Raw genomic sequence first — 25,910 nt, 5'->3', positions numbered from 1 at the left:
GAGTGGAGCAAGCGGGCGACCATGGCGGCAGCTTGACAGACGCGAAGGAGCACGTTCGACGCAAATGCCACAATCCTGACAGCCGTAAAACTCGCATATAAGCACGAACCATCTCTGAACGCCCACTCAGTGGACGGTTCGTGAGTCTTTGAGTGGATCTGCGGTCGCCTGATGGTGTGGCGGCGGGGCGGAACCTGCCGGTCTGCCCTCGGTGTTGCCTTCGCAGCCCTCTCTCCCGGCGGTCGGGGGGTGCTATGAGTGGGGACCGGACCACTAGCCACAGGAGTCACCATGAAACGCGAACGCGAACAGCCGGGGCGGCCCGCCCCCGCGCCCCGGGGCACCCGGACCGGGCCACGGGCCCAGGGAGCGTCCCCGGTGCCCGGGAACCCCGCGCCCGGCCCGGACCTGCTCGCGACGCTGCAGCGCACCGTGGGCAACGCGGCGGTGACACAGATGGTGCAGCGCTCCTCAGCACAGGGCTCCGGCTCCGCGCAGGATCCCTCCGTACAGCCCTCGTCCGTGCAGCGGGTGCTGGCTTCGCAGGGGCAGCCGCTCCAGCGCGCGCTGCGCGACGAGATGGAGGCCCGGCTCGGCGCGGACTTCTCCGACGTGCGCGTCCACACCGACCAGGCGGCCCAGCGGTCCGCCGCCGGGATCGGCGCTCGGGCCTACACCTCGGGCAACCACATCGTGGTGGGCCGGGACGGAGGGGACAAGCACACGCTCGCCCACGAACTCACCCACGTGGTCCAGCAGCGCACCGGCCCCGTGTCCGACACCGACACGGGTGACGGCCTCAAGGTCAGCGACCCCTCCGACCGGTTCGAACAGGAAGCGGAGGCCAACGCGGCCCGCGCGATGTCCGGCCCGGCACCGGCGGACCACGCGCACACCACGGAACCGGCGCACGCGCACAGGCGGCGCGGCACGGCGGCCGTCCAGCGCGCCTTGGGGCCGGGGCTCGCGAAGGGCACCCCCGTCGTCAAGCACGAGGACGAGGCGGACAGCCCGATGGCCTACACGATCGACAGGTTCAACTTCGGTTCCTATCTGGTCCTCGACGAGGACGGCAAGAAGGTCCGTGCGTCCCCCGCCGCCAAGGACTGGGGCACCGTCGAGGGTCGCGAGGAGTCCCGCAGTGCCTATCTGGCCGCCCGCGAACGGGAGTTGGACCCGGCGGCCGTCGCGGCCAGGCAGAAGCAGCAAGACCTCGACCTCGGCGAGAACTACCTCAGCGCGGACTACCGCCGTATCAACCCGCTCCTCGCGGCCTTCGAGGCGGTCGGCTACGCCCCTGACGAGATCATCGAGCCCGGCTTCTCCTACAAGCCGAAGGAGGCGGAGGTGCTCGCGGCCTGGCGCGGACTGGCCGTCGCGCGTAGCTACGCGGACGAGTTTGTCACGGAGGGCTGGGACGCCGAACACCTCCGCAATACCTTCGACATCTTCGCCCGGATCAACGGTGTGTGGAGCGACTTCTCGACACCGCCCGCGAACGCGGAGGGGAAGGTCGTGCGCGGTGACAGCAAGTACCTGTACGAGTCGTTCGGCGGCGTCCTGAAGCACGAGAACCACCCGGACGGCGGCTACGTCACGATCAACGAGACGATCACCTGGCCCGCGATCCTGTCGACCACGTACGGCGATCCGCTGACCCACTCGTACGTGGCGGGCAAAGAGATCGTGTGGGAATTCAGCCTGCCGGAAGGCCACCAGGGAAGGGCGCTGGGCAAGAACAACCAGTCCGAGCAGGAAATGACCTTCCCGGTCGGTACCAGGATCAACATCAAGCAGATCCTGGTGCGTAAGGGCGATCACCAGGGGGACATGGCGGCGGAGTATGGAAAGAGCGCCGTGGTGATCGTGTTCGCCGACATTCTCTGACGGGCAGACGAGGGACGGAGGAGGGGCGAACGGCGGCCGGATGACAGCCGGAATTCATGCCGCCAATTCCCGGTCATGGCCGACAGGCCCTCGACCTGCCGAGCCTTCCAAAGTGCACCGAAGGCATCCGCTCCAAACTCAGATGTCTGGTCAGCTGGGGCATCCTCGCCGAGCCCGAACCCGGTCTGTTCGCCCACTCCGGTGCTCTCGTCCCGGGCGACTACTGCTTCGGAGCCAAGATCCTCCGCTGACCCCACCCGGTCGCAGGAACCCAGCCCGGGTCTGGGTACCGTCGGCTGAAGCGGCTCGCCCAGCGCTGTTCAGCGAAACGAGTGATCAGCAAGCCGAAAGCCCGTCGAACTGTGGCGATGCGCTTTGACATGAGGGCCCTCGTCGATCCCGCCCGATCCAAATGGGCAGCGGCCGTTGATGCGGGCGGCCGGGACGGCGTGGTGCGAGGCGCTGGAGCGGGCTCAGCTCTCCCAGGTGAGGTCGTCGCCGTCGACCAGGAGGTTCTCCCAGTCGGGGATGCGGTAGAAGTATTTGTAGCTGCTGAGCGACCAGGGTCGCCAGACTCCGTCGTCGATGAGCCGGTAGCCGCCCTCGATGGTCTTGTCGGACTGCGGTACCCCGGTGTCCTTGGCGATGGTCCCGACCTGCTTCAGGACGCCGTCCTGGATCTCCCGGCAGGTCTTGCCGTCCTGCTTGAACCGGGCCATGTACTTCGGCTCGTCCCGCTGGGGGCGCTCGGTGGGTGCGGCGGCGACGGCCGCGACGGGTGAGCCGGTGAGCCGGGCCGGGCCGGACACCTGGCTCGCGCCGGGGGCCAGGACGGTGCAGGTCCCGTCGGCCTGTGCGACGAGCAGGGCGCCGTCGGGGCCGAACGCGAGAACCGGGGCGCTGTCGGGGGCGCAGGGGAAGGTACCGGAGTCGGTGAGGGTGGAAGGGGCGAGGATGACGCCGCCGCGCTCGCGGTCCACGGTGTAGAGGCGGCCGTCAGGGTGCAGGGCGACGGTGGAGGGCGCGCGGCCGGCACTGCGGGCGGTGATGGTCATGGTGGTGGTGTCGACGGCGACCAGCGGGTCGTCGGAGTTCGCGTTCCACGCGTACAAGGTGGCACCGTCGTCGCTGAGGAGAAGGTCAACGCGGTAGCGGTTCTTGGTGGGTGAGGCGACGGCGAGGAGTGTGCTCTGCTCGCCCTTGGCCGGGCCCAGGGCGACGATGCACGGGGTCTGGGCCTTGTTATTCTCGGCCATCGATTCACTGCCGAGGTAGCAGCGCTTGCCGTCGGGCGCGGCGGCCACCGTGCCCCAGACCGGATGCCCCTTGACGGCCAGGTCGCGCTGTCCCGATTCGGGGTCGGCGCCGTCGGCGCAGCCGGCGTTGAAGCCCTTGGAGTAGTACAGCCGGCTGCCGTCCCGGGACAGTGACATCGCCGTCGCCGTTCCCGGCATGTTCTCGTCGTCGGACGTGATGTTGGAGTTGACCAGGGTCAGCATTTCCTGGGTCTCGCGCACGTCGATGAAGGCGCCGCCCTCGCTCAGCCCGTACAGCCTCGTACGGTCCGGGCCGGCGGTCAGGCCCCGCAGGGGATCCGAGGCCACGGTCGTCCGGACCCGGCCCGTGGCCGGGTCAAGGGCCGCAATCCCCGGATACACCGGCCCGCTGCCCCGGTAGGCGATGTAGAAGTGGTACGCGTCGGACTCTGTCATGTCGCCGATCCCTTCCGGATCCGGGGGACGGCACCGGCGCCTGCGGCTGGCCCACCATTCCCCCAGAGCACCCAACGTATCGAAACTGGCACTCTCCGCACGGAGTGCCCCGCTGGGTCCACGGTGGTCACACGGTCACAGAAAGGCACGCCACTGGACCTCACCCGGCGCAGGACCCCGGCGATCACCACGCCGTGCACCCGCCGCCCGATACCAAGCCCTTGACGCCAACGGCCGTACCGCTGGCGCACAGCAGGCAACAAGTGCGCTGGTGACCTGTGGTCACCGCGGATCCGCCTCAGTCCCTGGACCATCCGCCTCGTCCCCGCGCCCCCGTAACCGGGCGGCTCACGCGACAGCAGGCGCTGGCCTGCCGGGCCGCGGGCGAGCGCGGCGCACAGGAGAGATCAGGTCCGGCCTCAGTGGATGAGATTCTGCCAGTCGCCGGGCACCCGTCCGCGAGGGCCAGGCGTTGTCTGCGTCCGCGGATGATGCTGCGGCGGCGCCAGTTTCGGGCCCTCGCCGAACATCTCGCCCGTGCGGAAGTCCCAGTACCAGTCCTCGCCCGGCTCAAAACTCTGCATGAACGGATGCCCGGTCTCGGCGAAGTGCCGCGACGCATGCTGCTCCGGGGAGGTGTCACAGCAACCGACATGCCCGCACTGGGCACAGCGGCGCAGATGCACCCACCAGCCCTGCGCCGCTTCACATTCCACACAGCCGGGCCCACTGGGCGGCACTACCGGGTCGATACCCGCGGTGGCTTCCGACATCACTGCCCTTCCGTAGCGCGTGCGATCGTCGCGTCCAGCCCAACGAGCCACCAGCTCCACAGCAACGGGCCAGGTCAGGGGCTACTCCGCGGGGAACGCTGACCAGATCGCATTACTCGCAGCGAGGATGCGGGACAGCTTCTCGGGTGTGCTGGCGCAAAACGGCGTGGTGACGTAGTGCTCTGGATCAGTAACCTTGCGTTGCTTTAATGTGATTTCCACAGCGGCGGCGCTGCACTGTCCAGGAGCTTGATCTCGCTCCCTTCTGTGTCTTCGAGGGTCCGTCTGGCCGTTCCGGCGGTGACCCTCGTGGCGTGCCTCACCGGTGTTACCGAGCGGACGGCCGCAGCGGCCCCCGTGGCCGTGGCACCCGGCTCCGCCCCGATCGACCTGGAGGTGGGGAGCTCGATCGGAATCATCGGCGAGGTGACGGGAACCCTGCCCTGGAACGGTGAAGGCGGCTACTCCTTCGACGGCACCGCGTCGGCGTGGTGCGGCGAGGGGAACCACACCTCGAAGATGAAGTACACGGCATGGCTGGAGTACAGCGGAGCCGGCCAGAGCTGGAAGAAGACGAAGGAAGAGGCCGTCTGCACCAAGAGCGCCACCGAGGGGACGCACCCGATTCACGTTTCGGGCACCCTGCGCAAGGGCCAGAAGCTCGACCTGCGCGTGAGCACCTGGACCTCAGAAAGCTGATTCAGCCCCTGCAAGGCCGGCCCCAAGACGCAATACACCATCTCCTGAGTGGGCGTTCTGCGATGGTTCGTCAGGTTTCAGCTTGAGTTGGCGTCCGGGCTGGCCGGTGCCGGCTGGGTGAGGGCGCACGGGCCCGAGTGACGCCCGAGCGGCCGTCCCGGGACCGCTCAGCCGTCGTGTGCAGCCAGGCTCCCGTTGTCGCGGCCGCCGAGGAAGGCGCGGATGGCCTGGCGGGCCCGCTGTTCTGGTGGGGTGTCCTGTTCGGCGGGGAGGGCGTTGCTCAGCCAGAGGGTGGCGAAACCGTGCACGAGCGACCAGGCGGCGATGCCCGCGTCACGGGTTCCGGTGCCGGGCAGAGTGGGGGCGCCGTAGAGGAGTTCGCCGGCGCGCTGTTGAGCGGCGCGCAGTGCCGGGTCGTCGCCCTGGTGGAGGTGGGGCTGGAACATGACCTCGAAATGTGCGGGGTGGCTGAGTGCGAACTGTACGTAGGCCACGCCCATCTCCGTGAAGTCGGCGGTCTGCTCCTGTGCGTTGTGCATCAGGTCGGCCAGTGCGTGGAAGCCCTGGGCCGCCAGCGCCGTCAGCAAGCCCGCACGGCTGCCGAAGTGGTGCGTCGGTGCGGCGTGCGAGACACCTGCGCGCCGGGCGAGTTCGCGGAGGCTGACCTTTGCCACGCCGGATTCGGAGATGGCGGCGGCCGCGTGGTCGAGCAGTGCGCGCCGTAGATCTCCGTGGTGGTACTGCTGTGTCCGTCCATTGAGGGGGGCGTTCATCGCGGCAGTCTAACCGAATCTTGACATTGACAAGATGCCGTACCTAGATTTCGATCTTGTCATTGGAAAGATCGAAGACGGAATGATTGAGGGTGCGTATGGCGCCGTTGGTGACCCTGCTCGTCGGATCCGCTCTGGCGTGGCTGCTGGGGCTGGCAGGTGTGGACGCGCTGGAGGGGTGGCAGGCGGCGCTGCGAGTCGGTCTGGCCGCGATGTTCGCGCTGACCGGCACGGCGCACTTCACCCGACGGCGCGCGGCTTTGACTCGCATCGTTCCCGCGCGCCTGCCCAGGCCCGAACTGCTCGTCACGATCACCGGTGTGCTGGAGCTCGCCGGGGTGGTCGGGCTGCTCGTCCCTCTCACCAGCCGTCTGGCGGCGGGGTGTCTGGGGGTGTTGATGGTGGCGATGTTCCCGGCCAACGTTCGCGCGGCCCGAAGCGGCGTCCTGCTCAGCCCCCTCAGCCGGCTCGCTCCGCGCACCGTACTGCAGATCGTCTTCCTGGCGGCCTGCCTCGCGGTCGCACTCTCCTGAGCGACCTCTGACTTGGTGTTCTGTGTGGGTTCGCCGAATTTCAGGTTGAGTTGGTGTCTGGGGTGGCCGGTGTCGGCTGGGTGAGGGTGAACAGGCCGGGTTCGGGCTCGGTGAGGATGTCGCGGTCGACCAAGCGTTTCAGCTTGGCGTGGACGCTTTCGGTGTGCCGCGGCTCGGTGCCGATGCCCAGAATCTCGCAGACCTCTTTCGCGCGGAGCGCGCGCCCGGCCCGCTCGAAGGCGGCGAGGACCTCGCGGTAGCCGGGCGGCAGCGGCTCCGGTGGCTCGATGCCGTCCTCGGCGGCCAGTTCCAGCATCGTCTCGCGGGTGATGTCCAGGCGTTCCAGAGTGCGTTCGGCTGCGGTGAGTTGTTCGGTGAGGAGCCCGATCTGCTCACGCGACTGTCCGGCCGTCTCGCGTACCAGCTGCTGCCGGGCCTCGATCTCGTCCAGGAGATGCTTCACCGGGGCTCCTGCACGTCGGGGTGCGGGGTGGTGGGCGGGCGGGTCGCGCCAGGTCGGAGTGGTGGTGCGGGTGAGGCGGCGGAGCATGAGGTCGGTCATGGACCAGTGGATCCAGGCCGCCGAGCTGGACGGTCTGGTCTCATAGTCACGCACGAGACGTCTGTGCAGCATGGGGGTGCCGAGAGTCTGCTCGACCACCCACCGCTTCGGCTGCGGGTGAACCCTTTCGTACCCAGCTCGCGTTGCACGATCTCCACGTCGATACCGAGGCGGGCGCCGTGCTCCACGACGGTCTCCTTGAACCCGGCGTCCACCCACGCCTTGGTCGCGGTGGGCGCGCCGGCTGCGACCTTATCGAGCAGAGTGGTTCCGATCGCGTGGTCGTGCACGCTCGCCGCCACCACGAACACTGCGATGACCAGGCCGATCACGTCGGTGGCGATGCCTCTGTTCCGGCCCTGGCTCCTCTTGCCCGGATCCAGCCCGGTCGTCTCCTTCGGCGCGTTCACCGAGGCCCGCACCGTCCGCGAGTCCAGGACCACGGCGGTGTGGTCCTCCCCGCCGTCTGCGCATCTCTCGGGCCGGGCAGCGCAGCAGCTGGTGGATGGCCTCCGCGGTCCCGTCGTCGCGCCACAGGCCGAAGTGGTAGTACACCGCGCTTTTCGGCGGCAGATCACGCGGGAGATACCGCCACTGGCAGCCGGTCCTGGCCTGGTACATGAGGGCGTTCACGATCTCCCGCATGCCGTAGTTGCCCTTATGCCCGCTGACCGAGGGACGCCAGCCCTTCCACGCGGTGATCAACGGCCGGATCAGCTCCCGGGCTTCATCCGGCAGGTCGCTCGGGTGGCTCACGCCCATCCACCCCCACCAGCACACCGCGTGCCCGGCCGATCGTGAAGCCCCGGAACCGGACAACCCACTGTCAGTCGCGACGAGTTCGCCGAGCATTCGCAGAACACCCACTCACACGCTGCCCCTCGCAGACACCCTCCCCTCCCCGGTCGGAAACAAGATCGAATGACACCAGGATGAGAAACCGCCCGGACATCGCAATGAGACTCGGCAGCCGTCGTCCAACTGGTGGGCGCGGTGGGCGCACTGGCCGCGTTCGCGGGTCTCGTACGGCCGTGGCGCCACCGGCCGTCGACGGACCGGTCCGTGGTCCGAGGCGGACGGAGCCGCCGGGCCCGGGGCGATTAGACTCGCGCGATGCCCAAGGACAGCTCCTCCGAACTCGTCGTGGCCGCCCCGAACCCCGCGTGGACCACGCGGGGCCGGGCCCTCACCGGCGAACTGTACGAACTGCTCGCCCCGCTCGCGCTGCACGTCGAGCACATCGGCAGCACCGCCGTGCCCGGCATGGCGGCCAAGCCCGTCTTCGACGTGCAGATCAGCGTCCGCGACCTCCAGGAGGCGCAGGACGCCTTCACCGGGCCGCTGGCCGGACACGGCTACGACCTCGCGCCGTACCGCCAGGACCATGTGCCGGCCGGCCGCGACGACGATCCGGCCCGCTGGACCAAGCGGCTGTGGACCCGGCGCGGCCACCCGGAACCGGATGTCAACCTCCATGTCCGGGCGGCCGGTTCACCGGGCGAACGGCTCGCCCTGCTCTTCCGTGACTGGCTGCGCGCCCACCCGGAGGCGGTCCCGGCCTACGCGCGCTTCAAGCAGCTGCTCGCGGAGGCCGTCCCGGACCTCGCCACGTACGCCGATGTCAAGGATCCCGTCGTCGATCTCGTCGTCGCCGTCGCGGAGAACTGGGCGCGGGACACCGGCTGGCAGCCGGCCGCCACGATGACGGCCAGGCCCGGCGAGGTCCGGGACTGACCAGCCCGGAGCCCGGGGCTCAGGGCCGTACGTCCCCCGAGCCCGCCCAGGCCACCCACTGCGCCACCGCGTTGGTGGCGTAGCAGCCGGACGGCAGGAAGAGGCCGAGTTCGCAGGAGTGGCGTCCCGGTGTGTCGCTGTCCTCGCCCGTACGCACCACCCGGACCCGGGTCTGCACCACCGTCGGGCGCAGCCCCTCGGTGCGGCGGATCGCCCCGTCGGTCCAGCGGTGGCGCTCGTACGGCAACGCCGTCGCCTCCTGGAGCAGCGCCAGCACATCGTCCCGGCGGGTGGCGAAGACGTACGGGATGCCCTCGCGCCGGGTCTCGTCGAGCGGATGGCTGCTCACCTTCCGCAGCAGCGCGGCGAGCTGTCCGTTCCACACGTACGAGGCGTGCGCGCACAGGTAGAAGGCCCGCACCCGGGGGTCGATCCGGTCGAAGAACACGGCGGCCGGTCCGGTGAACTCCCGGGCGCGCTCCGCCTCCCGGGACTTCGACTCCCGTACGAGGGCGAGCGCGGTGTCGTGGTCCTCCTCCAGGAGGGCGCGGCCGATCCGGTGGGTGGTTTTGGGGCCGCCCGCCACCCCGAAGCGCTGGGTGTCGTAGTAGTTGACGAAGAACAGGTCCCCGGCGCGCTCGCCGAGCGCGCCGACGGTCTCCACGAATTCGGCGGACAGCCCGCGCACGACGATCCGGAAGCCGTTGCCCTCCAACTGCCCGGCGCGCAGCCCCTGGTGGCCGTAGCCGTGCAGGGTGAGCCGCATGGCGCGCTCGCCGGAGGCGTGGCGGGCGTTGAACTCGGCTATGCCCTCGGGGGACACCCCGCCCAGGCACGCGAGATGCTGCTCGGTGACGGCGTCCTCGTCCTTGAGCCCGGCGGTCGACAGCTCGGTGGCGGGCACCCCGCAGACCGCGGCGATCCGCTCGACCGCCTCGAAAGTGGTGTATCCGCGCTTGAGCAGCCGCAGGTACTGGAACGGCGCGTCCGGATCGTCCTGGACGGGCAGGACCATGCTCTCCTGGACCACGAAGTCGGTGGCGTGCGCCTTGAGGATGGGGTTCTCCACGGTCACTCCGTTCCTTTCGTCCTGCCGGATCTTCCCGGCTCTGGGGGCTGCGGGGCGGGTGGGGCTGTGGTGTCGTGGGCGCGCGGCGGTACGGCATGCGCCGGTCCCCGTGTTTGTGCCGGTCCCCGCAGCTTCGGCGCCCCGCCGCGCAGCAGCGAGGTCGCGGTGGCCGCCAGACAGAGACAGAGCAGCACCAGCAGCGCCATACGGTGGTGGCCGACCAGCGGCTCCGGCCCGCCGGCGGCTCCGTGTCCGGAGACCAGCGCCAGGGCCAGCACAGAGCTGATCAGATAGCCGGCGTTCTGGAGCATGGACCGTACGCCGTTGGCGATGCCGCGCCGGTGCGCCGGGACCAGCGACATGAGTTCACCGGTGTTCGGCACCCCGAACAGACCGGCGCCGACCCCGGTCAGGAACAGCCCGAGACCGACCAGACCGGTCGGCGCGGGTGGTCCCGGCGACAGCGCCAGCACCAGCAGCGCGATGCCCAGCGCCGAGGTCGCCGTGCCCGCGCTGGCCAGCAGCCGCGCCGGATGACGGGTGGCCAGCCGCCCGGCCACCGGGGAGGCGAGCATGGCGCCGACGGCCATGAGCATGACCTGGAAACCGGCGGACACGGCGGTCAGGCCCTCGGCCGTCTGGAGGTACAGGGACATCACCAGCACGACGGAGAAGTACGACATCGCCGTCAGGAACGCGGCCAGCAGCGCCATCGCCCGCCGCCGGTCGCGGAAGAGCCACGGGTCCACCAGCGGATGCGGCTGCCGCCGCTGGACCAGCGGGAAGACGAGGAGCGCCGAGAGCGACACGGCCGCGCTCACCATGACCGTCCCGCTCGTCCACCCCTGCGATCCGCTCGCGGTCAGCGCCAGCGCCCCGCCGCCCAGGAACAGGACGGACAGCAGGGCGCCCCCGGCGTCGAAGGTCTCGCCGGAGCGCGGGCCGCCGTCCGGACGCAGTACGTACGCCGCCCAGCCGCAGGCGGCCAGACCGGCCGCCCCGCTGGTCCAGAAGATCCCGGACCAGCCCTGGAGATCCGTCAGCACCCCGCCCAGCAGCGGCCCGGCGGCCTGGGTGGCCGAGATGAGTGTGGCGTTGACACCGAGCGCCCGGGGCAGCCGTTCGGGCGGGAAGGCGTCCGCGAGCAGCGCCGTGGTGTTGGCGACGATGGCCGACGCCCCCACCCCCTGGAGGATCCGGCCGGCCACCAGCCACCAGGCGTCCGGGGCGAGCGCGCAGCCGATGCTGGCCAGGGCGAACAGGGCGACGCCCGTCAGATAGAGCCGGCTGCGCCCGAACAGGTCCGCGAGCCGTCCCCAGACCAGCAGCAGGACGGTGCCGGCCAGCAGATAGCCGAGGATCATCCAGCTGGCCTGCGCGGCGGAGGCCCTGAAGTGCCGGACGACCCCGGGCAGGGCCACATCGAGGCCGCTGGTGTTCAGGCCGGTGAGCAGCGCGGTGAACGAGGTCGCGGAGAGCACCCGGCGGCCGTGACGGGCCGAGGCCGGGGCGTCCGCCGGGGCCGTCAGGGTGGTGTCGTGGGGGTGGGTCATGGCAGGGCGCCCCGATCGGTCACGGGGCCGCCCGTTCGCCCGGAATCCGGCACATGTCGGTCTGTCAGGTGGATGGGGGCCCGGCCCCTCCCTGGTCGGAGGGGCCGGGCCGGGGCACGTCCGGGTCGGGTCGTGTCACGTCCGCGCCGGGTCACTGTACGTCCGCGCCGGACCGCCGTACGTCCACGACCCGCGGCTCCCCGGCCGTCCCGGCGCCCGGGTCGACGAAGTGCACCAGGAGGGTGCGCCGGTCCTCGGCGGCGGCCTCGGACACGGGGGCGACGGAGTGCCAGGAATCCGCCGACCTGACCAGCAGCACCGAGGAGCCCCGCAGGGGCGCGACCTCGGCCCGTACGTCGTCCGCCGCCGCGGAGCCGAGGATGCGCAGCGAGCCCTGCCACCGCTCGGGCCACTCGGAGTTGAAGTACCAGAGCTGGGTGACCACCTTGTCGGCCCGGTCGGTGTGCGGCGCGATCCAGTAGCCGGGCCCGTAGCGGACCGCGCGGGCCTCGACCCGGCAGCGGTCCAGCGGGCGGCCGGTCGCCTCGGCCACCGCCGCGCGGTACTCGGACGAGGCCAGTTCGTCCACCAGCCGCCGCCACAGGGGGGACAGGAACGCACGGCTCTCGGCGACCGGGCGCCCCTCGGTGATCAGCGGCAAGTTGCGGGTGCGGTACGTCTTCTCCGAGTCACCGCCGGTCCGCTCGGTCAGCCGGAACCCCTCGGTGGGGAACTCCTCCTCCAGCCGGTGCGCGGTCTCGCCCGGCGCGCCGCGCAGGGTGTCGGGCAGCTCCGCCCAGCGGAAGGGGCGTTCGGCCAGCTCCGCCCGCCGCAGCGCGGGCAGATCGAGCACCGCTCCCCGGGCGCCGCCGGAGCCGCCGGTGCCACCGGCTTCGGCGGGCGGGAACGCGGCGGAGGTCGACGGGCCGTCAGACATCGTGCGTCGCCTCCTTGTCCTGGGAACCCACGGCGTCCCGGACGTCCGGGGCCGGGGCCGTACCGGCGGTGATCCGCGCGCCGAGGGCGCGGAGTTTGGCGGGCAGCCGGGCGTACCCCCGGGCCAGGTGCTCCACCCCGTACAGCCGGTGCGGGGTCCCCACGGCCAGCGCCGCCAGCAGCAGCGCGGCGGCGGCACGCAGATCGTTGCCCCGCAGCGGTCCCGGCGCCGGGTGCAGCGCGCCGGGGCCGATCCGCAGCTCCTGCCCGTGCACGGTCATCCGGGCGCCCATCGAGCGCAGCCCGTCGACATAGCCGAACCGCCCCGACCAGACGGTCTCCACCAGCGTCGAGGGCGCCGAGGCGGCCAGCAGGAGCAGAGCGAACAGGGGCTGCGCGTCGCTGTAGACGAGGTGGGACGCGGCGACAACCCGCTCCGCCGCCAGTGGGCCCACCGGCGCCCGGACATGCAGCAGTTCGCCCTCCCAGTCGAGCGGCACCCCGATCCGCCGCAGATGGAAGAGTTCCGGGGCGAGCCCCTCCCGTACCACCTCCGGACGGGTCAGCCGCAGCGTCAGCTCCTGGCCGAGCAGCACGCTCGCTGTGACGAAGGTGACCACCTCCAGCAGGTCTGACGGCAGGGCGACGGTGGCGCCGCCGATCGGGCCGTCCGCGCCCTGGATCTCGATGGTGTCCGGCGTCACGTCCACCGCCACCCCGGCCAGGGCCAGCACCCGGGCGAGTTCCTGGGCGTCGGGCTTCGGGTAGGGGTGCCGCAGTACGGTGCCGCCCCGGGCGGTGGCCGCGGCCAGCAGCGCGGTCTTCGTCGCCCCCGAGTAGTACGGGCCGGTGGGCAGTCCGCTGTGCGGGTCGGGCGTGGAGAAGTCGGCCAGGTCGATCACGGCTCCGCGCAGCCCCTGTGGGGCGGTCGCGGACAGCCCCCCGTCGCTGTCCGTGGCGCAGGTGGCCCCGAAGCGCTCCAGCACCCGGGCGATGTGCTCCACCGGGCGGCCGCCCCCGTGCCCGCCGCCGATCCGGCAGCCGCCGTGCGCCCCGGACTCCACCCGTCCGTGCCGGGCCAGCAGGACGGGCAGCAGATACGCGCCGCCGTGCACCTGGGCCGACCGGTCGGCCGGCACCCGGTGGCCGGCGAGCGGGGCCGCGTCGATCCGTACCCGCTCCCCCGCCCCGTCGACCTCGACGCGCGCGCCGAGCGCCCGCAGCATGTCCGTCAATGCCTGACGGTCCGTCAAGTCCGGTGCGTCGTGCAGCTCCCAGGGTTTCTCCGAGAGGCCGGCGGCGGCCATGCACGGCACCATCAGGTGCTTGAACCCGGACATCCGCACCTCGCTGGAGAGCGGCGGCCCGGCCTCGATGTCCCAGTACGGCTCCTGGCTCGCCGCGGCGCGGTCGTCGGTGCGCGGCGCGGGGGTCAACTGAGGTTCCACATCTCCACCTGGCAGGTCAGCCGGTACTGCGGGGCATGGGCGGCCACCGGCGCGACCGCGTGCCAGGAGTGGTCCGAGCGGGCGAAGAGCACCGAGTGCCCGCCGCCGGGCACGATGGTGGCGTACGGACTGACCGACAGGTCGGGGCCGGTCCTGACCTCGAACTGCCCGCCGTGGTCGTCCGCCCAGTCGTCGTTCAGATAGATGACATGGGTGGCGCGCTTGCCCGCCTTGTCGGTGTGCGAGGAGATCCGGTCCCCGCCCTGGAAGACGAAGAGACCGATGTCCAGTGTGGTGTCGCTGACGTCGATGCCGATGGTCCGGCTCACCCACGCGCGGTAGGAGTCCGCCTGGAGGTGCTCGACCAGCCGGTGCCACGCCTCGCCCATCTGCGCCATGCCGGGCTCGGGCGCGTCGTGGCGGATCAGCGGGAGGACCGCCATCCGGTACGTCTTGTCGCCGTCGCCGGTGCGCTCGGCCGGATGCAGAGCCTGCGGCGCGGGCATCTGCTCCCGCAGGGTCCGGGCGGCGGGTGCCGGGATCACGGAGTGGGCCACGGCCCACCGGTACGGTTCGTCGTGCTGTTCCACCGGCGCGTTCAGATCCAGCAAGAGCTTGCCCTCTCCGTCAGTGGTGCTCGGTCAGTGGCGCTCGACGGGGTGCGCCGCTGCCGCACCGGAGGCCGGGGCGGCCGCGGGTTCGTCGGGGGTCTCGGGCACGCGCGCCCCGTACGACACCACGGGGGTGCCCTCGGAACCGGGCTCTCGGCTGCGCAGGATCTGCACCTCGGTGAAGGCCTGCCGCTGGCCGGCCGCGATGTCCCAGATGATCTCCGACACCCGGCCGGGATCCATCATGGCGCCGAAGTCCAGCGCGAGACCGGTGTGGAAGTCGGGTACGGCCAGACCGCCCGGGTTGACCAGGGTGATCCGATTCTCCGGATGCGCGGCGGTCAGTTCGGGCACCAGGTTGCGCGCGAAGGTGGCCTGCGCGGCCTTGAGCCCGCAGTACAGCGTCTCCCGCTCGCGCCGCTTCCAGGAGGACGAGGACGCGATCGTGATCAGGTGGACGGGGCCGCCGGCCTCGGCCAGCAGCCGCCGAAGGAAGAGCACCGGGCCGGTGAAAAGCAGCCGGGTCAGCTGCTCCACCTCGTCCTCGGTGGTCTCCGCCAGGGCCTTCTTCAGGAACGCCCCGGCCACCCAGAGCACGTAGCAGGGGGCCGGTACATCGACGGGGGCAGTCCGTACGCTCTGCGGATCGCACAGGTCCAGGGGGCGGGGGAGCAGGCCGTCGGTGTCGTCGAGGGGCGCGGCGGAGCGTCCGTAGATCACGGTCCGCAGCCCCCGGTTCCGCGCGCCGAGGGCGAGTTCCCGGCCCAGGCCGTGGGTGCCGCCGATCACCACGGCGCCCCGGAAGGGGCCGGGCAGCGGCCGGGGGGCGGAGTGCTCGGGCGGGGACGATGGGCTCATGCGGGCTCCTGTCGCCGGGAGTTCGGGCCGTACGGACGCACAGGCGGGTACGTACGGGCGGATGCGGAGGTACGGATACGGACGAGCGCGGGCCGGAGGGTTTCTCCGCTCCGGGGGAGGAGGCAAGGAGGGGGCCGCCGAGGCAGTGGGCCGGCCGGACGTATGCCGGTGCACGGCGTTCTGGGTGGCCCACGGCTGACCTCTCCTCGCCTCCACCGCCGGGCGGAGGAACCACCGGAGCACTCAGGGCCGGTCGGGCGGATCGCGGGATGGATCGGTGAGCGCCGCCGACAGGGCCGTCAGATCGGCGGGTCGGGCCCCGGCCCGGATCAGCGCGGCCCGTACACCGCCGTGCCGCCGGCGCAGCTCGGTGAGCCAGGTGCGCATGATCACGGCCGGTGTGGAGAGGTGGACCCTGTAGTCCTCGCGTGTCCAGCCGTGCGCCTGCCACTTGTGCGCGAAGCGGTCGAGCAGCGGGCCCAGCGCCGTACCGCTGGCCGCGTAGTCCTCGGCGATCAGCTCGTCGGGCACGTCGGCCAGGGCCAGCAGGGCGGCGACCACCACCGCCGTACGGTCCTTGCCGAGGTGGCAGCAGACCAGGAACGGCTCGTCGGCGGCGTCGGCCAGGGCCGCGAACAGCGCGGGGACGCCGCCGTCGGCGCTCTCCATGAGGATGGCGTGGTAGTAGCGGACGTAGTGGGCGGGCGTCGGCCGGGGAAGGTGCACGATGTCGCGCGGATAGCCGGTGAGCGGGCTTCGGGTCCAGCTCACCCCGTGCGCGAGGAGTTCGGCCGGGCCGCCGGCGCGCTCCCGCTCGCCCCGCGACCGGAGGTCGATCACGGTCCGCAGACCGTGACGGTGTGTCAGTTCACCGGCGGTGCCGGCGTCCATGACCGCTCCGGTGCCCGAGCGCCAGATCCGGCCCGGCACCACCCCCGGCGGGGTCACGGCACGGAGGTTGACCGCGTCCGCGACGGGCCGGGGCGCCTGCGCGGAGGACGGCGGGGGCTTACTCACCGGGCGGTCCGCGCGCGGAACACGGTCGGGCGAACCGGAGTGCGGGGACTGTCCATCAGTGGTGCCTTTCCGAGGAGGGGCGCGGTCAGGCGCCCGCGGGGGCGGGACACGGCCGGTGTGCGGACGACGGCCGGTGCACGACGCGGCAGGTGTACGGACATGGCCGGGCCGGGAGGCCGGAGCGGTGCGGGAACGGGCCGGGTCAGGGGTAGAGGAAGTCGCGGTTCGCGGGCCGGAAGGGGCGCCGACGGGCGAAGGCGGGGCCGGAGGGCGCCGTGACGGGCGCGGCGGTGGGGCGGCGCAGCAGCCGTCCGGCCACCACATGCGCCGCCAGTTTGTGCGCCCAGGTCTCGTGACCGTCCTCGGCGGGATGCCGCCCCTTCCACTCGGTGCCGGAGGCCCGCAGCACGTCGGCCATGGACCCATCGGCGTCACCGAACCGGTAGAAGCAGGAGCGGTCCACCATGTCCACGCCCCCGCTCTCGGCCAGACCGGCCCGGCCCAGGCTGTCGAAGGAGCTCTCGATGGAGTCGAAGAACAGGTACGGCACCCGGTGCAGCCGCAGGAACGACTGGAGGGAGAGGATCTGCGTGAGCAGCCGGGTCCCGGACTCGTGGTCGTGCCAGGCCAGCTCGCGGTAGACATCGGTGAGTCTCTGGACATCCGTGTGCTGATGCTGCTGGTACGGAATGACCTGCCGGAAATCGCCGTCCACATAGAACTCGCGGCGCATCGCGCCCGACCAGCCGATGACGACGAGCAGATGACCTTTCTCGACAATCTCACGATGTCCGGTCAGCCAGTCGATGGTGGTGCGCAATATCCGGTCGTTGGAACCTGAAATGACGGCATCGTTCACCACCTGTCCAGCATCGAGGAAGTCGCCGAGCCGGGCCGGCCAGGAATGTTCTTCTCTGTAGCGCTGCCGATCCGGGTCCGGGTCGAGGTCGTCCACCAACTCGGCACCGTACGTCATGGAACAGCCATTTGCATACACAAGCACAACATGCCTCCAGACGGCGCGTGGAAGTAACGCAACGGAATTCGGGGGCTGATGTGAATTGAACACTCCATTCCACGGGGCGGCAACAGTGCTGGAAGATCGTCCCGGCCGCGCCCTTACGATTCCGGCCATTGAGGAGAAGATGGCGCACCGGTCCGTTTCGTACGGCCCGCGGCCTGACCTCGTAAACCTTCCCGAGGCGGACCCCGTTCAGCACAAAAAACCAGCCAGAACGTCAGAGCCGTGTCAATTCAGTGAATAGGAAGGCCGGAGAAAAGGGTAGAACGGACCACATGCTTCCGGTGGAACCAGGGCGCCCCATGTCCGTTCCGCCCGCAGGCCGCGTTCCCGCGGCGGGTATCCAGTTGGCCCGCCGGATCGTGTGGACCGCCGGTCCGGACCCTCTTTTCCCCGCCGGGCGGCACCGGCTCACGGCCATGGTGCCGAACGGCGGCTCCCGTACTTCCGACCTGTCGACGCGAGGGAGCGCACATGACCGACGTGCTGCTGATCTGGCCGCCCCACGTACCGAGTTACTTCAACGCCGGCCACCACAGCCCGCTGTACATGGTGGCCGGCCACCTGCGCCGTCAGCCCGGTACAGGGCGGGTGGACACCTGCGAGGCCGGCACCCTGAGCATGAACTGGAAGGGCGTCGGCGACCTGCTCTACCAAGGCCGCTACGACGTCATCGCGGTGATGAACGACTTCGACGCGGTGGACGGTCTGGCGCGATTCACCGAGTACGCCCGGGTGCTTTCCCCGCAGAGCCGGCTGATCACCTTCGGCCGGCTCTCCAGCCTCAACCCCGGCTATTTCCGCCAGTTCGACCTGGACGCCGTCGTACAGTCCGGCGACTACGAGACCGGAGTCGCGTACTACGTCAACAGCCTCACGAAATCCGGGCCAGAAACCGCCCCTGTGGCCGGATTTCCGGGGGTCGCGATACGGCACGGCGAGGAGTGGCTCGAACCCGAAGGGCACGGCGACCGGCTCGCCCCCGAGGAGTGGTCCCTGCCCGACGTCGACGAAATCCCCTACCAGGACTACGATCGCTTCTACGCGAAGGACGAGCACAAATTCTGCGGGATCCCGTTCCGGCGCGAACTCGTCGTTCCGGCGGCCCGGGGGTGCCCGGTCGGGTGTGAGTTCTGCGAAGTTCCGGAGATCTTCGGACTCCGTGAGCGCCGTATGTCGGTGGACGCTGTCATCGATTACATCCGGGACAGTTACGCCCGCCATCCGTTCGAGTACGTCGCCTTCTACGCGCCCACTTTCACGCTCGACCGGCGCTGGGTCCGCGCGTTGTGCGAGCGGTTCATCGAGGGCCCGGTCTCGCCCCAGTGGAAATGCGCCACCACCATTCACCACCTCAGTGAGGAACTGGTGGCCCTGATGGGCCGGGCCGGCTGCGTCCGTATCTCCGTGGGGCTCGAAACCCTGGAGCCGGAGGGCCAGGACGGGCTGCCCAGGAACAAACGTATCGAGGAGGAACGTTTCGGGACGCTGGCCCGGTGGTGCGACGCCGCCGGGATCGAGCTGAACGCGTTCGTCATCGTCGGACTGCCCGGCACCTCCATCGAGGGCACGGCCCGCACCTTCGTGTTCGCCCGCTCCCTCGGCGCCCGGGTCCGCCCGACCATGTACACCCCGTTCCACGAGATGACCGGCGACATGACGACCCACCAGGTGGCGCGCTTCAACCGGCAGCTGATCAGCGGTGACCCCGTCCCGGCCGGGAACGGCGACGCAGGGACCGACACCGGCGCCGACGGGGAGGGAGGGGCGCGGCCCGAGGCTGACCCCCGTTACGCCTTCATGTTCGGCCGGGAGGACCGCCTCACCAGCGTTCACGAACGCATTCCGCAGCGGACCCCCCGTTGACCGCCCCGCAGCCGGCCGGCCGGGACCGTACCGCCCCGGGACCGGCCGGCGGCCCGGGGCACGACACGCCCCGGCCGCCGGCCCGCACCGTGGACCTCGACGGCTTCCGCTTCCCGCTCGGCACCGAGACCCTCGGCCTGAGCTGGCACCCCCGCGAGCGCCGCCCGGACACCCTCAACCTCAAGAGCTGCGAACTCCAGCACCCGTGGAGCGACCAACTCGTCGCGGGCGAACTGGCCGCCCTGCCCCTGGCGGAGACCATCGCCTACCCCTTCCAGGACCGCGTCCTGGAGGCCCTCGACACCTACCACGGCCTCGACAGCGGCCATGTCCTGCTCACTGCCGGCTCGGACAACGGCATCGGCCTCGTCGTCGACGCCCTCGTCCGCCCGGCCGGCCGGCTGCTCCTCCAGGAACCCGCCTTCGAGGCCTGGCGCCACTACGCCGGGCTGCGCCGGGTCCAGGTGACCGGCGTCCCCGGCCTCACCGGCACACCGCCCACCGCCGACCCGGCCCCGCTGCTGGCCGCGCTGCGGGCGACCCCGGCCCCGGCCGTCGCCGCGGTCACCAACCCGGGCAGCCCCAGCGGCCTGCTGTACCCGCCGGAGACCATGCGCCGGTTCGCGGAGACCGCCCGTGAGCGGGGCCATCTGCTGGTGATCGACGAGGCGTACGGCGACTTCGTCCACACCTCCCACGCACCGCTGGTCACGGAGTTCCCCAACGTGATCGTCGTGCACTCGTACTCCAAGGCATTCGCCCTGGCCGGGGTACGCATCGCCGCGCTCCTCGTCCACCCGGAACTCCGCGAACACCTGGGCCGTTTCCGGCCCGAGAACGCGGTCGGCGCCCCCGGCGTCGCCCTGCTGGAACGGCTGGCCCCGCAGCGGGAACGGTGGCGGGAGATCTGGCGGGACGTCCGCGCCGTACGGCGGGAGTTCACCGACCGGGTGCTGTCCACCCACACCGGGTGGCACGTGCTCCAGCCGGGCGCCAACTTCGCCACGTTCTGGTCGCCCGACCCCGCCACCGCCGACGCGGCCCGCGACCAGCTGGCCGCGCACCGCGTCCGTATCCGCTCCCTGTCCGACCTCCCCGGGCTGGCCGGCTGCTTCCGGGTCTCCCTGGCGGACCGCCCGGCGATGGAGCGGGTCGCGCGGCTGCTGGACGCGGTGACCGACCGCGACCGCCCTCCAGCCATCCCTCCCGCCGGCTCCGCCAACCCTCCCGCAAGCTCCGCCACCCCCGTCACCCCCGTCACCTCCGTCACCGTTCCGGCCGCCCCGCCCGGGGACGTACCGCACCGCCCGGAACCGCCGTACTGACCCCGGCCCCGCCCCGTCCTCTCCTCCCGGCCCCCGCGACCTCGCGACCCCGACTCCACGCACCACTGGAGGTGCCGCACCATGGCGCACATCCTCGGCCTGTCCTGCCGCAGCCACGACGCGGCGGTCGCCGCGGTCCGCGACGACGAACTCGTCTTCGCCTCACACTGCGAGCGGTACAGCAGACGCAAGAACGACGCCGCGCTCTCCCCGCAGGCGCTGGCCGCGGCCCTCGCCCACCTGGACCGCGTGGACGATGTCGTCTACTACGAACGCCCCTTCCTCAAACGCACCCGGCAGCTCCGCTCCGGACAGTTCGGCCTGGCCGCCGACCCGGCCGGCCTGCGCGCGTATCTGCGGAGCTTCCCGCAACTGCGCGGGGCGCGCGTGCACATCGTCGGCCACCACCACTCGCACGCCGCGGGCGGCTACTACACCTCCGGACTGCCGGAGGCCGCCGTGGTCGTCGTGGACGCCATCGGCGAGTGGAACACGGTGTCGTTGTGGCACGGCCGCGGCGACCGCCTCGAACGGGTGGCCACGGTCAACTACCCGCACAGCATCGGCCTGCTGTACTCCGCCTTCACCCAGCGCGCGGGCTTCAAGCCCAACGAGGAGGAGTACATCATGATGGGCCTGGCGGCCTACGGGACGCCGGACCTCGCCGACCAGATCTGGGACGACTTCGTCGAACGGGCCGACTGGCCGGACTTCCGCCTCACCCGCTCGGTGCACCGCGGCATCGCGGACTGGCGCCCCGAACTCAACGACCCGGCCACGCTCGCCGCCAGCGCCCAAGAAGTGACCGAACGCCTCCTGGACGGGCTCTTCGCCTGGGCGGCCCGGGAGACCGGCTCCCGCAACCTGGTCTTCTCCGGCGGCGTCGCCCTCAACTGCGCCTACAACGCCCGTCTCGCCCGCTCCGGCCTCTTCGACACCATCTGGATCATGCCGAGCCCCGGTGACGCCGGCAGCTCGGCCGGCGCCGCCCTCGCCCACCTCTCCCGGCACATCGCGTGGCCTGGCCCGTACCTCGGCCACGACATCGAACGGGAACCCGACCTGGAGGACGCCCTCAAACGGCTCATCCGGGGCGAGGTACTGGCCGTGGCCCACGGCAGGGCCGAGTTCGGCCCGCGCGCGCTCGGCAACCGCAGCCTCCTCGCCGACCCCCGGCCACCCACCGCCAAGCGCCGGGTGAACGAGATCAAACGCCGCGAGCCGTTCCGGCCGTTCGCCCCCATCGTGCTGGAGGAACACGCCCACGCCTCCTTCGAACTGCCCGTACCGACCAGCCCGTACATGCAGTTCGTCGCCAACGCGCGCGACCCCGAGGCCCACCTCGCCGTCTGCCACGTCGACGGCACCAGCCGGGTCCAAACCGTCAACGCGCGCCAGAACCCCTTCATCCACACTCTGCTGCGGCGCTTCCACGAGGAGACCGGCTGCCCGATGCTGCTCAACACCAGCCTCAACATCAAGGGCGAGCCCCTGGTCAACACCGCCGAGGACGCGGACCGGTTCGGGAAACTCCATGGCATCCCCGTCCTGTGACGCACCGCGAGGGCGCCCCCGCCGGCGGATCGTCGTCCTCGGCAGCCCCGGCAGCGGCAAGACCGCCTTCTGCCACCTGCTCGCCGTCACGACCGCCCTGCCCCTCTACCACCTGGACGACCTCTACTGGTCCCCGGGCTGGTCCCGCCCCGGCGAGGCGGAGTGGGCCCACCGCATCCACGCCCTGTGCGCGCTCCCGCGATGGATCGCCGACGGCAACTACGCGAGCAGCGCCGAACCCCGCGCCCGCGCCGCCGACCTCGTCGTCCTTCTCGACCGGCACCCGCTGCTGTGCGCGGCGGCGCTGGTACGCCGCAGCCTGCGTCTGCGCCGTACCGCCCACCACCCGGAGACGGCCCCCCACGGCCGGCACGGACCGGAGTACGTGCCACGCCGCCTCCGGGAGGCCGGCGATCCCCCGGTGCTCAGCCTGACCGCCCTGCTCCGCAAGTCTCTGCTCTTCCGGCGCCGGGACCTGGTCGTCATCCACGACGCCCTGCGCCGGACCGGCACCCCCGTCCGCCGCTGCCGCACCCGGCGCCAGGCGGCCGTCCTGCTCGCGGAGCTCTCCCGGCAGGCCCCGTACCCGGTCCCGGATCCGGCCCCGGGAACGGGACCTGAGCCGTCCACCGGGCCGTCCCGGGAGCCGCCATCCAAGGCGGCGGACCCGGCCCCTGAGCCGGCCGGGCAGCACACCGCCGGGCCGCCCAAGGGGCGTCAGCCCAAGGCCCACCCGCCGGACGCCCCCTCCCCGTACGGACACCCCACCGTCACGCCCTGCACCTGCCCGGCCGCCGCCCCCACGCCGACCCTCTGGAGGAGCCCATGACCACCGCATCGCCCGCCCCGGCTCCGGGCGCGCCCGACCGGCCGGAGCCCGCCCGCGGCCTCACCGAAATCGCGGACATCGTGACGCCGTTCGCCGTACGGGCGGCGGCCACCCTCCGGCTCGCCGACCACATCGCCGCCGGACGCACCCGCCTGCCCGACCTGGCCGAGGCGGCCGGCGCCGACCCCCAGGCGCTCGCCAGGCTCCTGCACTTCCTCATCTGCCGGGACATCTTCGCCGAGCCGGAACCCGGCACCTACGCGCTGACCGAACTGGCCGGGGAACTCCTCGCCGACCACCCCGCCAACCTGCGACAGTGGCTGGACGCCGACGAGGTGGCGGGCCGGCTCGACACCACCTTCCCCCACCTCGTGGACGCGGTACGCTCCGGAACCCCCGTCTACGAGAAGGTCCACGGCGCCTCGTTCTGGGCCGACCTGGGCGCCTCACCCGCCCGCACCGAATCCTTCGACCGGCTGATGGCCCAGGTCTCCCAGTCCACCCGGGGGATCGGCACCACGTACGACTGGTCGGACATCCGGCATGTCGTCGATGTCGGCGGCGGCACCGGCGCCCTGCTCCGGGAGATCCTCCAGGCCCATCCGCGCCTGCGCGGCACAGTGGCCGACCAGGCGGGCTCCGTGGCCGAGGCCCGCCGCTACCTCGCCGGGCACGGCCTCGGGGACCGGGCGGACGCGGCGGTCCACGACATGTTCGACCACCTTCCGCCCGGCGCGGACGCGTATCTCCTCTCCCGTGTCCTGGCCGACTGGGATGACGAGAGCGCCGTACGGATCCTGCGGACCTGCGCCGCCGCCGTGCCCGAGCAGGGCCGGGTGCTGATCGCGGAACGGGTCCTCCCGGGCGAACCGGCCCCCGGCACCCCGGAGACCGCCGAGGATGTGGCCGAGACCCGCCGCCTGACCTCGCACGACCTGCGCATGCTGGTCCTGCTGGGCGGCCGGAAGCGCTCGGTGGCGCAGTACGCCCAGCTCGCCGACCGGGCCGGCCTGGGCCTGACTGCCTCCGACCGCCTGCCCGGCGGCGCCACGGTGATGGAGTTCCGCCCGCTCAGGCCCTGATCCCGGACGCGCGCGGCCGGCGGCGCCCCCGCCGGCCGCCGCGAGCTGGATCTGCCCGCACGCCGGACCCGCCCGCGAGCCGGACCGGCGTACCGAGTGCGCCCGGCGCACAGGCCCACCTGGTGGATCACTCCTCGCGGCGCGGATACCCCGTCAGATGCGATCTGTCCCGGCCGTCCGTCCACCGGAAGACCCCGGCCCCGGAGATCTCCACACTCGGCAACCGGACATTCGGCTCCATGGTCGCCGGCGTCGCGGTCGTCAGATCCACCATGCCCGGGGCGCTGCCCCACCCGACAGCACGTCCGCCGCATTCCGGGCGCTGCGCGCCCCGTGCGCGCCGGTCCGGACGATCCGCGTCCTGCAACCCCGCGTTCCCCGGCGGGAGTACCGCAGGCCCCGAACCGTCCCCGGCATCGTTCGGATCGGGGCGGCACGGTCCTGCCCCGACGGTCTGCGCTGACGGGCCGGAGCGAGGCGCCCGCCGCACACCGCCGCAGCCTCGCGCAGCATGGCACGAGGCCGGAGAGGGATCAGCTTCCTCTGCCCCGCTGAACTGGACGGCGCGGGGCTCCGGGTGTCCCTGCCGAGCGCCGCCTCCCCCGCTGGGCGCTGTGCAGTTCGGTCCGGTACGGCTTCTGACGTGACCATGCCCGCAGCGCGTCATCGCGGACGGGCCTGCCTACAGCAGAAGCGCTCCCGTGTCCCTCTCCTCTTGGGGGCCCGACGGCGCTCCGGTCCCGCGCCGCTCGGCCGACCCCTGACCCGCAGCAGGCCGGTACGCGTAACCGGTCGCGGCACACCCCGCCGTCTCCCCTCCCCCTGGCCGGAAACGGGTCTCGTCCCATTGACAGGCGCGGAGGCGGCGGCTGTCATATGGGCCCGTCGGGTTTCCGTACGTACTCCTGGGACTTCCGCGCCCGGGGACGGCAACGGTGCCATCCTGCACGACCCCACCGATGACCGGCCGCATCACCGTCCGCCTACCGCTCCCGCATCCACCGGCCCCAACCACCCAAGTACCGCCAAGCGCACCCGATGTGCCCTCGTGGCCAGGGCCGCAGCAGGCCCCGCTCTGTCCTCCCGGCGCACCGCGGGCGCCCGGCTCCGGCCCGGCCGGAACCGCGGCCGCCGCGACGCGCTCCGGGCGCCGCGCCGACGCTCGCCCCGCCCGCCCACCGACGTGATCCGGCCCGGCCCCGACTCCCCGCCTCCCCGACTTCCATCACACATTCGACGGAGGAGCTTTTTTGCGCAAGGCTTTGAGCACTCTGGCGGCCACGATCGCCGTGGTCGCCGCGCTACTGGTGCTGGTCCCGTCGCATACGGACGCCCGGCCCCAGGCGAAGACGGCCACGGATACGGCGCTCGACGGCGCCGCGCCGGCCGCGGCCACCGCGGGCGCCCACACGGTGACGTTCGTCAACAGCACCGGCAAGAAGATCTGGGTCGGCAGCGCCGTCAACTCCGACGGTTCCAAGAACTTCGGGTCGTTGCCGATCCTGGAACCGGGGCAGTCGGCGACGGTCACCGTCCCGGAGGTCGCGGCTCCCGGCTACTGGCGCGGCAAGTTCTTCGCCCGCATGGGGTGCAGCGGCGAGTCCGGCAGCAGCTTCCACTGCGAGCTGGGCGACTGCGGCGTCTTCGCCGACCACTGCGCGCCGGGCACCGGTGAACAGCCCGTCAGTCTCGCCGAGTTCAACTTCGACCGCGGCGACGGTCTGGCGCCTTGGTACAACGTGAGCTACGTCAATGCCTTCTCCGTGCCGATCACGATCACGCCCACCGAGGTGTCCGGCTCCGGTGGCGGCTGCGGCGAGGTGGGCTGCGCCGCGGATCTGCTGCCGAAGTGCCCCGCCGACAACCTGACGCGGTGGGACGACGGCACGCCGAAGTTGTGCACCAGCCCGAACCGCGATGCCAAGACCCCCTACAGCGACATGATCGCCACCAACTGCCCGAAGGCGTACGGCTGGTCGGGGCAGGACCAGGAGCCGGGCAACCAGGTCATGCAGCAGTGCAGCCGGTGCAGCGGCTTCACCGTCGAATTCCACCGCGGCGCCTGAAC

24 protein-coding genes and 1 pseudogene are annotated in these 25,910 nt (G+C 71.7%); 11 read left to right on the top strand and 14 right to left on the bottom strand.

The features are described 5' to 3' along the window. Positions 1-291 precede the first annotated feature (291 nt). Together ACLJWH_RS36630 and ACLJWH_RS36625 are read left to right on the top strand one after the other, a co-directional pair. A complete protein-coding gene (locus tag ACLJWH_RS36630; RefSeq protein WP_411146121.1) occupies positions 292-1,887 on the top strand; it encodes a DUF4157 domain-containing protein in 1,596 nt (531 codons plus the stop codon). 56 nt (positions 1,888-1,943) lie between these two features. Further along, positions 1,944-2,138 carry a hypothetical protein gene (locus tag ACLJWH_RS36625; protein ID WP_411146120.1) on the top strand — a complete coding sequence of 65 codons (195 nt, stop codon included), beginning with the start codon at positions 1,944-1,946 and terminating at the stop codon, positions 2,136-2,138. Between the two features lie 222 nt (positions 2,139-2,360). On the opposite strand, the gene ACLJWH_RS36620 is transcribed toward ACLJWH_RS36625, so the two are convergent. Together ACLJWH_RS36620 and ACLJWH_RS36615 are read right to left on the bottom strand one after the other, a co-directional pair. Then, positions 2,361-3,599, bottom strand: coding sequence for a hypothetical protein (locus ACLJWH_RS36620; RefSeq protein ID WP_411146119.1), 1,239 nt, complete (start codon positions 3,597-3,599; stop codon positions 2,361-2,363). Positions 3,600-4,018: 419 nt separating this feature from the next. Beyond that, positions 4,019-4,372 (bottom strand): UBP-type zinc finger domain-containing protein, encoded by a 354-nt coding sequence (locus ACLJWH_RS36615; protein WP_411146118.1) that lies wholly within the window; start codon positions 4,370-4,372, stop codon positions 4,019-4,021. Between the two features lie 357 nt (positions 4,373-4,729). Between ACLJWH_RS36615 and ACLJWH_RS36610 the strand changes: the two genes are divergently transcribed. After that, positions 4,730-5,071, top strand: coding sequence for a hypothetical protein (locus tag ACLJWH_RS36610; RefSeq protein ID WP_411146117.1), 342 nt, complete (start codon positions 4,730-4,732; stop codon positions 5,069-5,071). Positions 5,072-5,238: 167 nt separating this feature from the next. Here the strand turns inward: ACLJWH_RS36610 and ACLJWH_RS36605 are convergent, their stop codons facing one another. Further along, positions 5,239-5,844 (bottom strand): TetR/AcrR family transcriptional regulator, encoded by a 606-nt coding sequence (locus ACLJWH_RS36605; protein WP_411146116.1) that lies wholly within the window; start codon positions 5,842-5,844, stop codon positions 5,239-5,241. A 98-nt stretch (positions 5,845-5,942) separates the two neighbouring features. Here ACLJWH_RS36605 and ACLJWH_RS36600 point away from each other — a divergent pair, with 98 nt between their 5' ends. Continuing rightward, positions 5,943-6,377, top strand: coding sequence for a DoxX family protein (locus tag ACLJWH_RS36600; protein ID WP_411146115.1), 435 nt, complete (start codon positions 5,943-5,945; stop codon positions 6,375-6,377). A gap of 40 nt (positions 6,378-6,417) precedes the next feature. On the opposite strand, the gene ACLJWH_RS36595 is transcribed toward ACLJWH_RS36600, so the two are convergent. Beyond that, complete coding sequence (locus ACLJWH_RS36595; protein ID WP_411146126.1) at positions 6,418-6,840, bottom strand: hypothetical protein; 423 nt, start codon at positions 6,838-6,840, stop codon at positions 6,418-6,420. A gap of 42 nt (positions 6,841-6,882) precedes the next feature. Next, positions 6,883-7,701 (bottom strand): annotated as a pseudogene (locus tag ACLJWH_RS36590) (IS5 family transposase); the annotation flags it as partial. 351 nt (positions 7,702-8,052) lie between these two features. On the opposite strand from ACLJWH_RS36590, the gene ACLJWH_RS36585 reads away from it, so the two are divergent. Further along, positions 8,053-8,673 (top strand): GrpB family protein, encoded by a 621-nt coding sequence (locus ACLJWH_RS36585; RefSeq protein WP_411146114.1) that lies wholly within the window; start codon positions 8,053-8,055, stop codon positions 8,671-8,673. Between the two features lie 19 nt (positions 8,674-8,692). Here the strand turns inward: ACLJWH_RS36585 and truD are convergent, their stop codons facing one another. The 8 genes from truD to ACLJWH_RS36545 all read right to left on the bottom strand — a co-directional run bounded on the left by truD (position 8,693) and on the right by ACLJWH_RS36545 (position 17,141). Then, positions 8,693-9,742: a tRNA pseudouridine(13) synthase TruD gene (gene truD / locus ACLJWH_RS36580; protein WP_411146113.1), complete on the bottom strand. Its 1,050-nt coding sequence runs from the start codon at positions 9,740-9,742 to the stop codon at positions 8,693-8,695. A gap of 2 nt (positions 9,743-9,744) precedes the next feature. Continuing rightward, a complete protein-coding gene (locus ACLJWH_RS36575; protein WP_411146112.1) occupies positions 9,745-11,295 on the bottom strand; it encodes an MFS transporter in 1,551 nt (516 codons plus the stop codon). Between the two features lie 151 nt (positions 11,296-11,446). After that, positions 11,447-12,232 carry a 2OG-Fe(II) oxygenase gene (locus ACLJWH_RS36570; protein WP_411146111.1) on the bottom strand — a complete coding sequence of 262 codons (786 nt, stop codon included), beginning with the start codon at positions 12,230-12,232 and terminating at the stop codon, positions 11,447-11,449. Next, entirely contained in the window at positions 12,225-13,679 is a 1,455-nt protein-coding gene (locus tag ACLJWH_RS36565) for a hypothetical protein (protein ID WP_411146110.1), read from the bottom strand. Before ACLJWH_RS36565 ends, ACLJWH_RS36570 begins: the two co-directional genes overlap by 8 nt. After that, the gene (locus ACLJWH_RS36560; RefSeq protein WP_411146109.1) at positions 13,664-14,290 is read right to left on the bottom strand and encodes a 2OG-Fe(II) oxygenase; all 627 of its coding nucleotides are present in this window, start codon (positions 14,288-14,290) and stop codon (positions 13,664-13,666) included. Before ACLJWH_RS36560 ends, ACLJWH_RS36565 begins: the two co-directional genes overlap by 16 nt. Positions 14,291-14,320: 30 nt before the next feature. Then, positions 14,321-15,148, bottom strand: coding sequence for an SDR family NAD(P)-dependent oxidoreductase (locus tag ACLJWH_RS36555; protein ID WP_411146108.1), 828 nt, complete (start codon positions 15,146-15,148; stop codon positions 14,321-14,323). 243 nt (positions 15,149-15,391) lie between these two features. Next, the gene (locus tag ACLJWH_RS36550; RefSeq protein ID WP_411146107.1) at positions 15,392-16,165 is read right to left on the bottom strand and encodes a tyrosine-protein phosphatase; all 774 of its coding nucleotides are present in this window, start codon (positions 16,163-16,165) and stop codon (positions 15,392-15,394) included. A gap of 202 nt (positions 16,166-16,367) precedes the next feature. Further along, on the bottom strand, positions 16,368-17,141 hold the full coding sequence (locus tag ACLJWH_RS36545; RefSeq protein ID WP_411146106.1) for a DUF6071 family protein: 774 nt from the start codon (positions 17,139-17,141) through the stop codon (positions 16,368-16,370). A gap of 519 nt (positions 17,142-17,660) precedes the next feature. Between ACLJWH_RS36545 and ACLJWH_RS36540 the strand changes: the two genes are divergently transcribed. From ACLJWH_RS36540 to ACLJWH_RS36520, 5 genes are all read left to right on the top strand, one after another. Next, positions 17,661-19,052 carry a B12-binding domain-containing radical SAM protein gene (locus ACLJWH_RS36540; protein WP_411146105.1) on the top strand — a complete coding sequence of 464 codons (1,392 nt, stop codon included), beginning with the start codon at positions 17,661-17,663 and terminating at the stop codon, positions 19,050-19,052. Next, positions 19,049-20,377: an aminotransferase class I/II-fold pyridoxal phosphate-dependent enzyme gene (locus ACLJWH_RS36535; RefSeq protein WP_411146104.1), complete on the top strand. Its 1,329-nt coding sequence runs from the start codon at positions 19,049-19,051 to the stop codon at positions 20,375-20,377. Before ACLJWH_RS36540 ends, ACLJWH_RS36535 begins: the two co-directional genes overlap by 4 nt. A gap of 81 nt (positions 20,378-20,458) precedes the next feature. Further along, positions 20,459-21,931, top strand: a complete 1,473-nt coding sequence (locus ACLJWH_RS36530; protein ID WP_411146103.1) for a carbamoyltransferase — start codon at positions 20,459-20,461, stop codon at positions 21,929-21,931. Further along, positions 21,912-22,760: a hypothetical protein gene (locus ACLJWH_RS36525; RefSeq protein ID WP_411146102.1), complete on the top strand. Its 849-nt coding sequence runs from the start codon at positions 21,912-21,914 to the stop codon at positions 22,758-22,760. Before ACLJWH_RS36530 ends, ACLJWH_RS36525 begins: the two co-directional genes overlap by 20 nt. Beyond that, positions 22,757-23,842, top strand: coding sequence for a methyltransferase (locus tag ACLJWH_RS36520; RefSeq protein WP_411146101.1), 1,086 nt, complete (start codon positions 22,757-22,759; stop codon positions 23,840-23,842). The genes ACLJWH_RS36525 and ACLJWH_RS36520 overlap by 4 nt, the downstream gene beginning before the upstream one ends. Positions 23,843-23,969: 127 nt before the next feature. Here ACLJWH_RS36520 and ACLJWH_RS36515 read toward each other — a convergent pair whose 3' ends face one another. Further along, entirely contained in the window at positions 23,970-24,116 is a 147-nt protein-coding gene (locus tag ACLJWH_RS36515) for a hypothetical protein (protein WP_411146100.1), read from the bottom strand. A gap of 976 nt (positions 24,117-25,092) precedes the next feature. Here ACLJWH_RS36515 and ACLJWH_RS36510 point away from each other — a divergent pair. Beyond that, positions 25,093-25,908, top strand: coding sequence for a thaumatin family protein (locus ACLJWH_RS36510; protein WP_411146099.1), 816 nt, complete (start codon positions 25,093-25,095; stop codon positions 25,906-25,908). Positions 25,909-25,910 lie beyond the last annotated feature (2 nt).

The sequence above is a fragment of the Streptomyces sp. x-80 genome (assembly GCF_046549095.1).
GTDB lineage: Bacteria > Actinomycetota > Actinomycetes > Streptomycetales > Streptomycetaceae > Streptomyces > Streptomyces celluloflavus.
This window is presented reverse-complemented; position numbering and strand designations above follow the sequence as displayed.

Coding starts and splice junctions, on each gene's coding strand:
- ACLJWH_RS36630 (WP_411146121.1), top strand. CDS start 292: ATGAAACGCGAACGCGAACAGCCGGGGCGGCCCGCCCCCGCGCCCCGG.
- ACLJWH_RS36625 (WP_411146120.1), top strand. CDS start 1,944: ATGCCGCCAATTCCCGGTCATGGCCGACAGGCCCTCGACCTGCCGAGC.
- ACLJWH_RS36585 (WP_411146114.1), top strand. CDS start 8,053: ATGCCCAAGGACAGCTCCTCCGAACTCGTCGTGGCCGCCCCGAACCCC.
- ACLJWH_RS36540 (WP_411146105.1), top strand. CDS start 17,661: ATGACCGACGTGCTGCTGATCTGGCCGCCCCACGTACCGAGTTACTTC.
- ACLJWH_RS36525 (WP_411146102.1), top strand. CDS start 21,912: ATGGCATCCCCGTCCTGTGACGCACCGCGAGGGCGCCCCCGCCGGCGG.
- ACLJWH_RS36570 (WP_411146111.1), bottom strand. CDS start 12,232: ATGTCTGACGGCCCGTCGACCTCCGCCGCGTTCCCGCCCGCCGAAGCC.
- ACLJWH_RS36520 (WP_411146101.1), top strand. CDS start 22,757: ATGACCACCGCATCGCCCGCCCCGGCTCCGGGCGCGCCCGACCGGCCG.
- ACLJWH_RS36515 (WP_411146100.1), bottom strand. CDS start 24,116: ATGGTGGATCTGACGACCGCGACGCCGGCGACCATGGAGCCGAATGTC.
- ACLJWH_RS36545 (WP_411146106.1), bottom strand. CDS start 17,141: ATGACGTACGGTGCCGAGTTGGTGGACGACCTCGACCCGGACCCGGAT.
- ACLJWH_RS36600 (WP_411146115.1), top strand. CDS start 5,943: ATGGCGCCGTTGGTGACCCTGCTCGTCGGATCCGCTCTGGCGTGGCTG.
- ACLJWH_RS36615 (WP_411146118.1), bottom strand. CDS start 4,372: ATGTCGGAAGCCACCGCGGGTATCGACCCGGTAGTGCCGCCCAGTGGG.
- ACLJWH_RS36575 (WP_411146112.1), bottom strand. CDS start 11,295: ATGACCCACCCCCACGACACCACCCTGACGGCCCCGGCGGACGCCCCG.
- ACLJWH_RS36555 (WP_411146108.1), bottom strand. CDS start 15,148: ATGAGCCCATCGTCCCCGCCCGAGCACTCCGCCCCCCGGCCGCTGCCC.
- ACLJWH_RS36530 (WP_411146103.1), top strand. CDS start 20,459: ATGGCGCACATCCTCGGCCTGTCCTGCCGCAGCCACGACGCGGCGGTC.
- ACLJWH_RS36605 (WP_411146116.1), bottom strand. CDS start 5,844: ATGAACGCCCCCCTCAATGGACGGACACAGCAGTACCACCACGGAGAT.
- ACLJWH_RS36620 (WP_411146119.1), bottom strand. CDS start 3,599: ATGACAGAGTCCGACGCGTACCACTTCTACATCGCCTACCGGGGCAGC.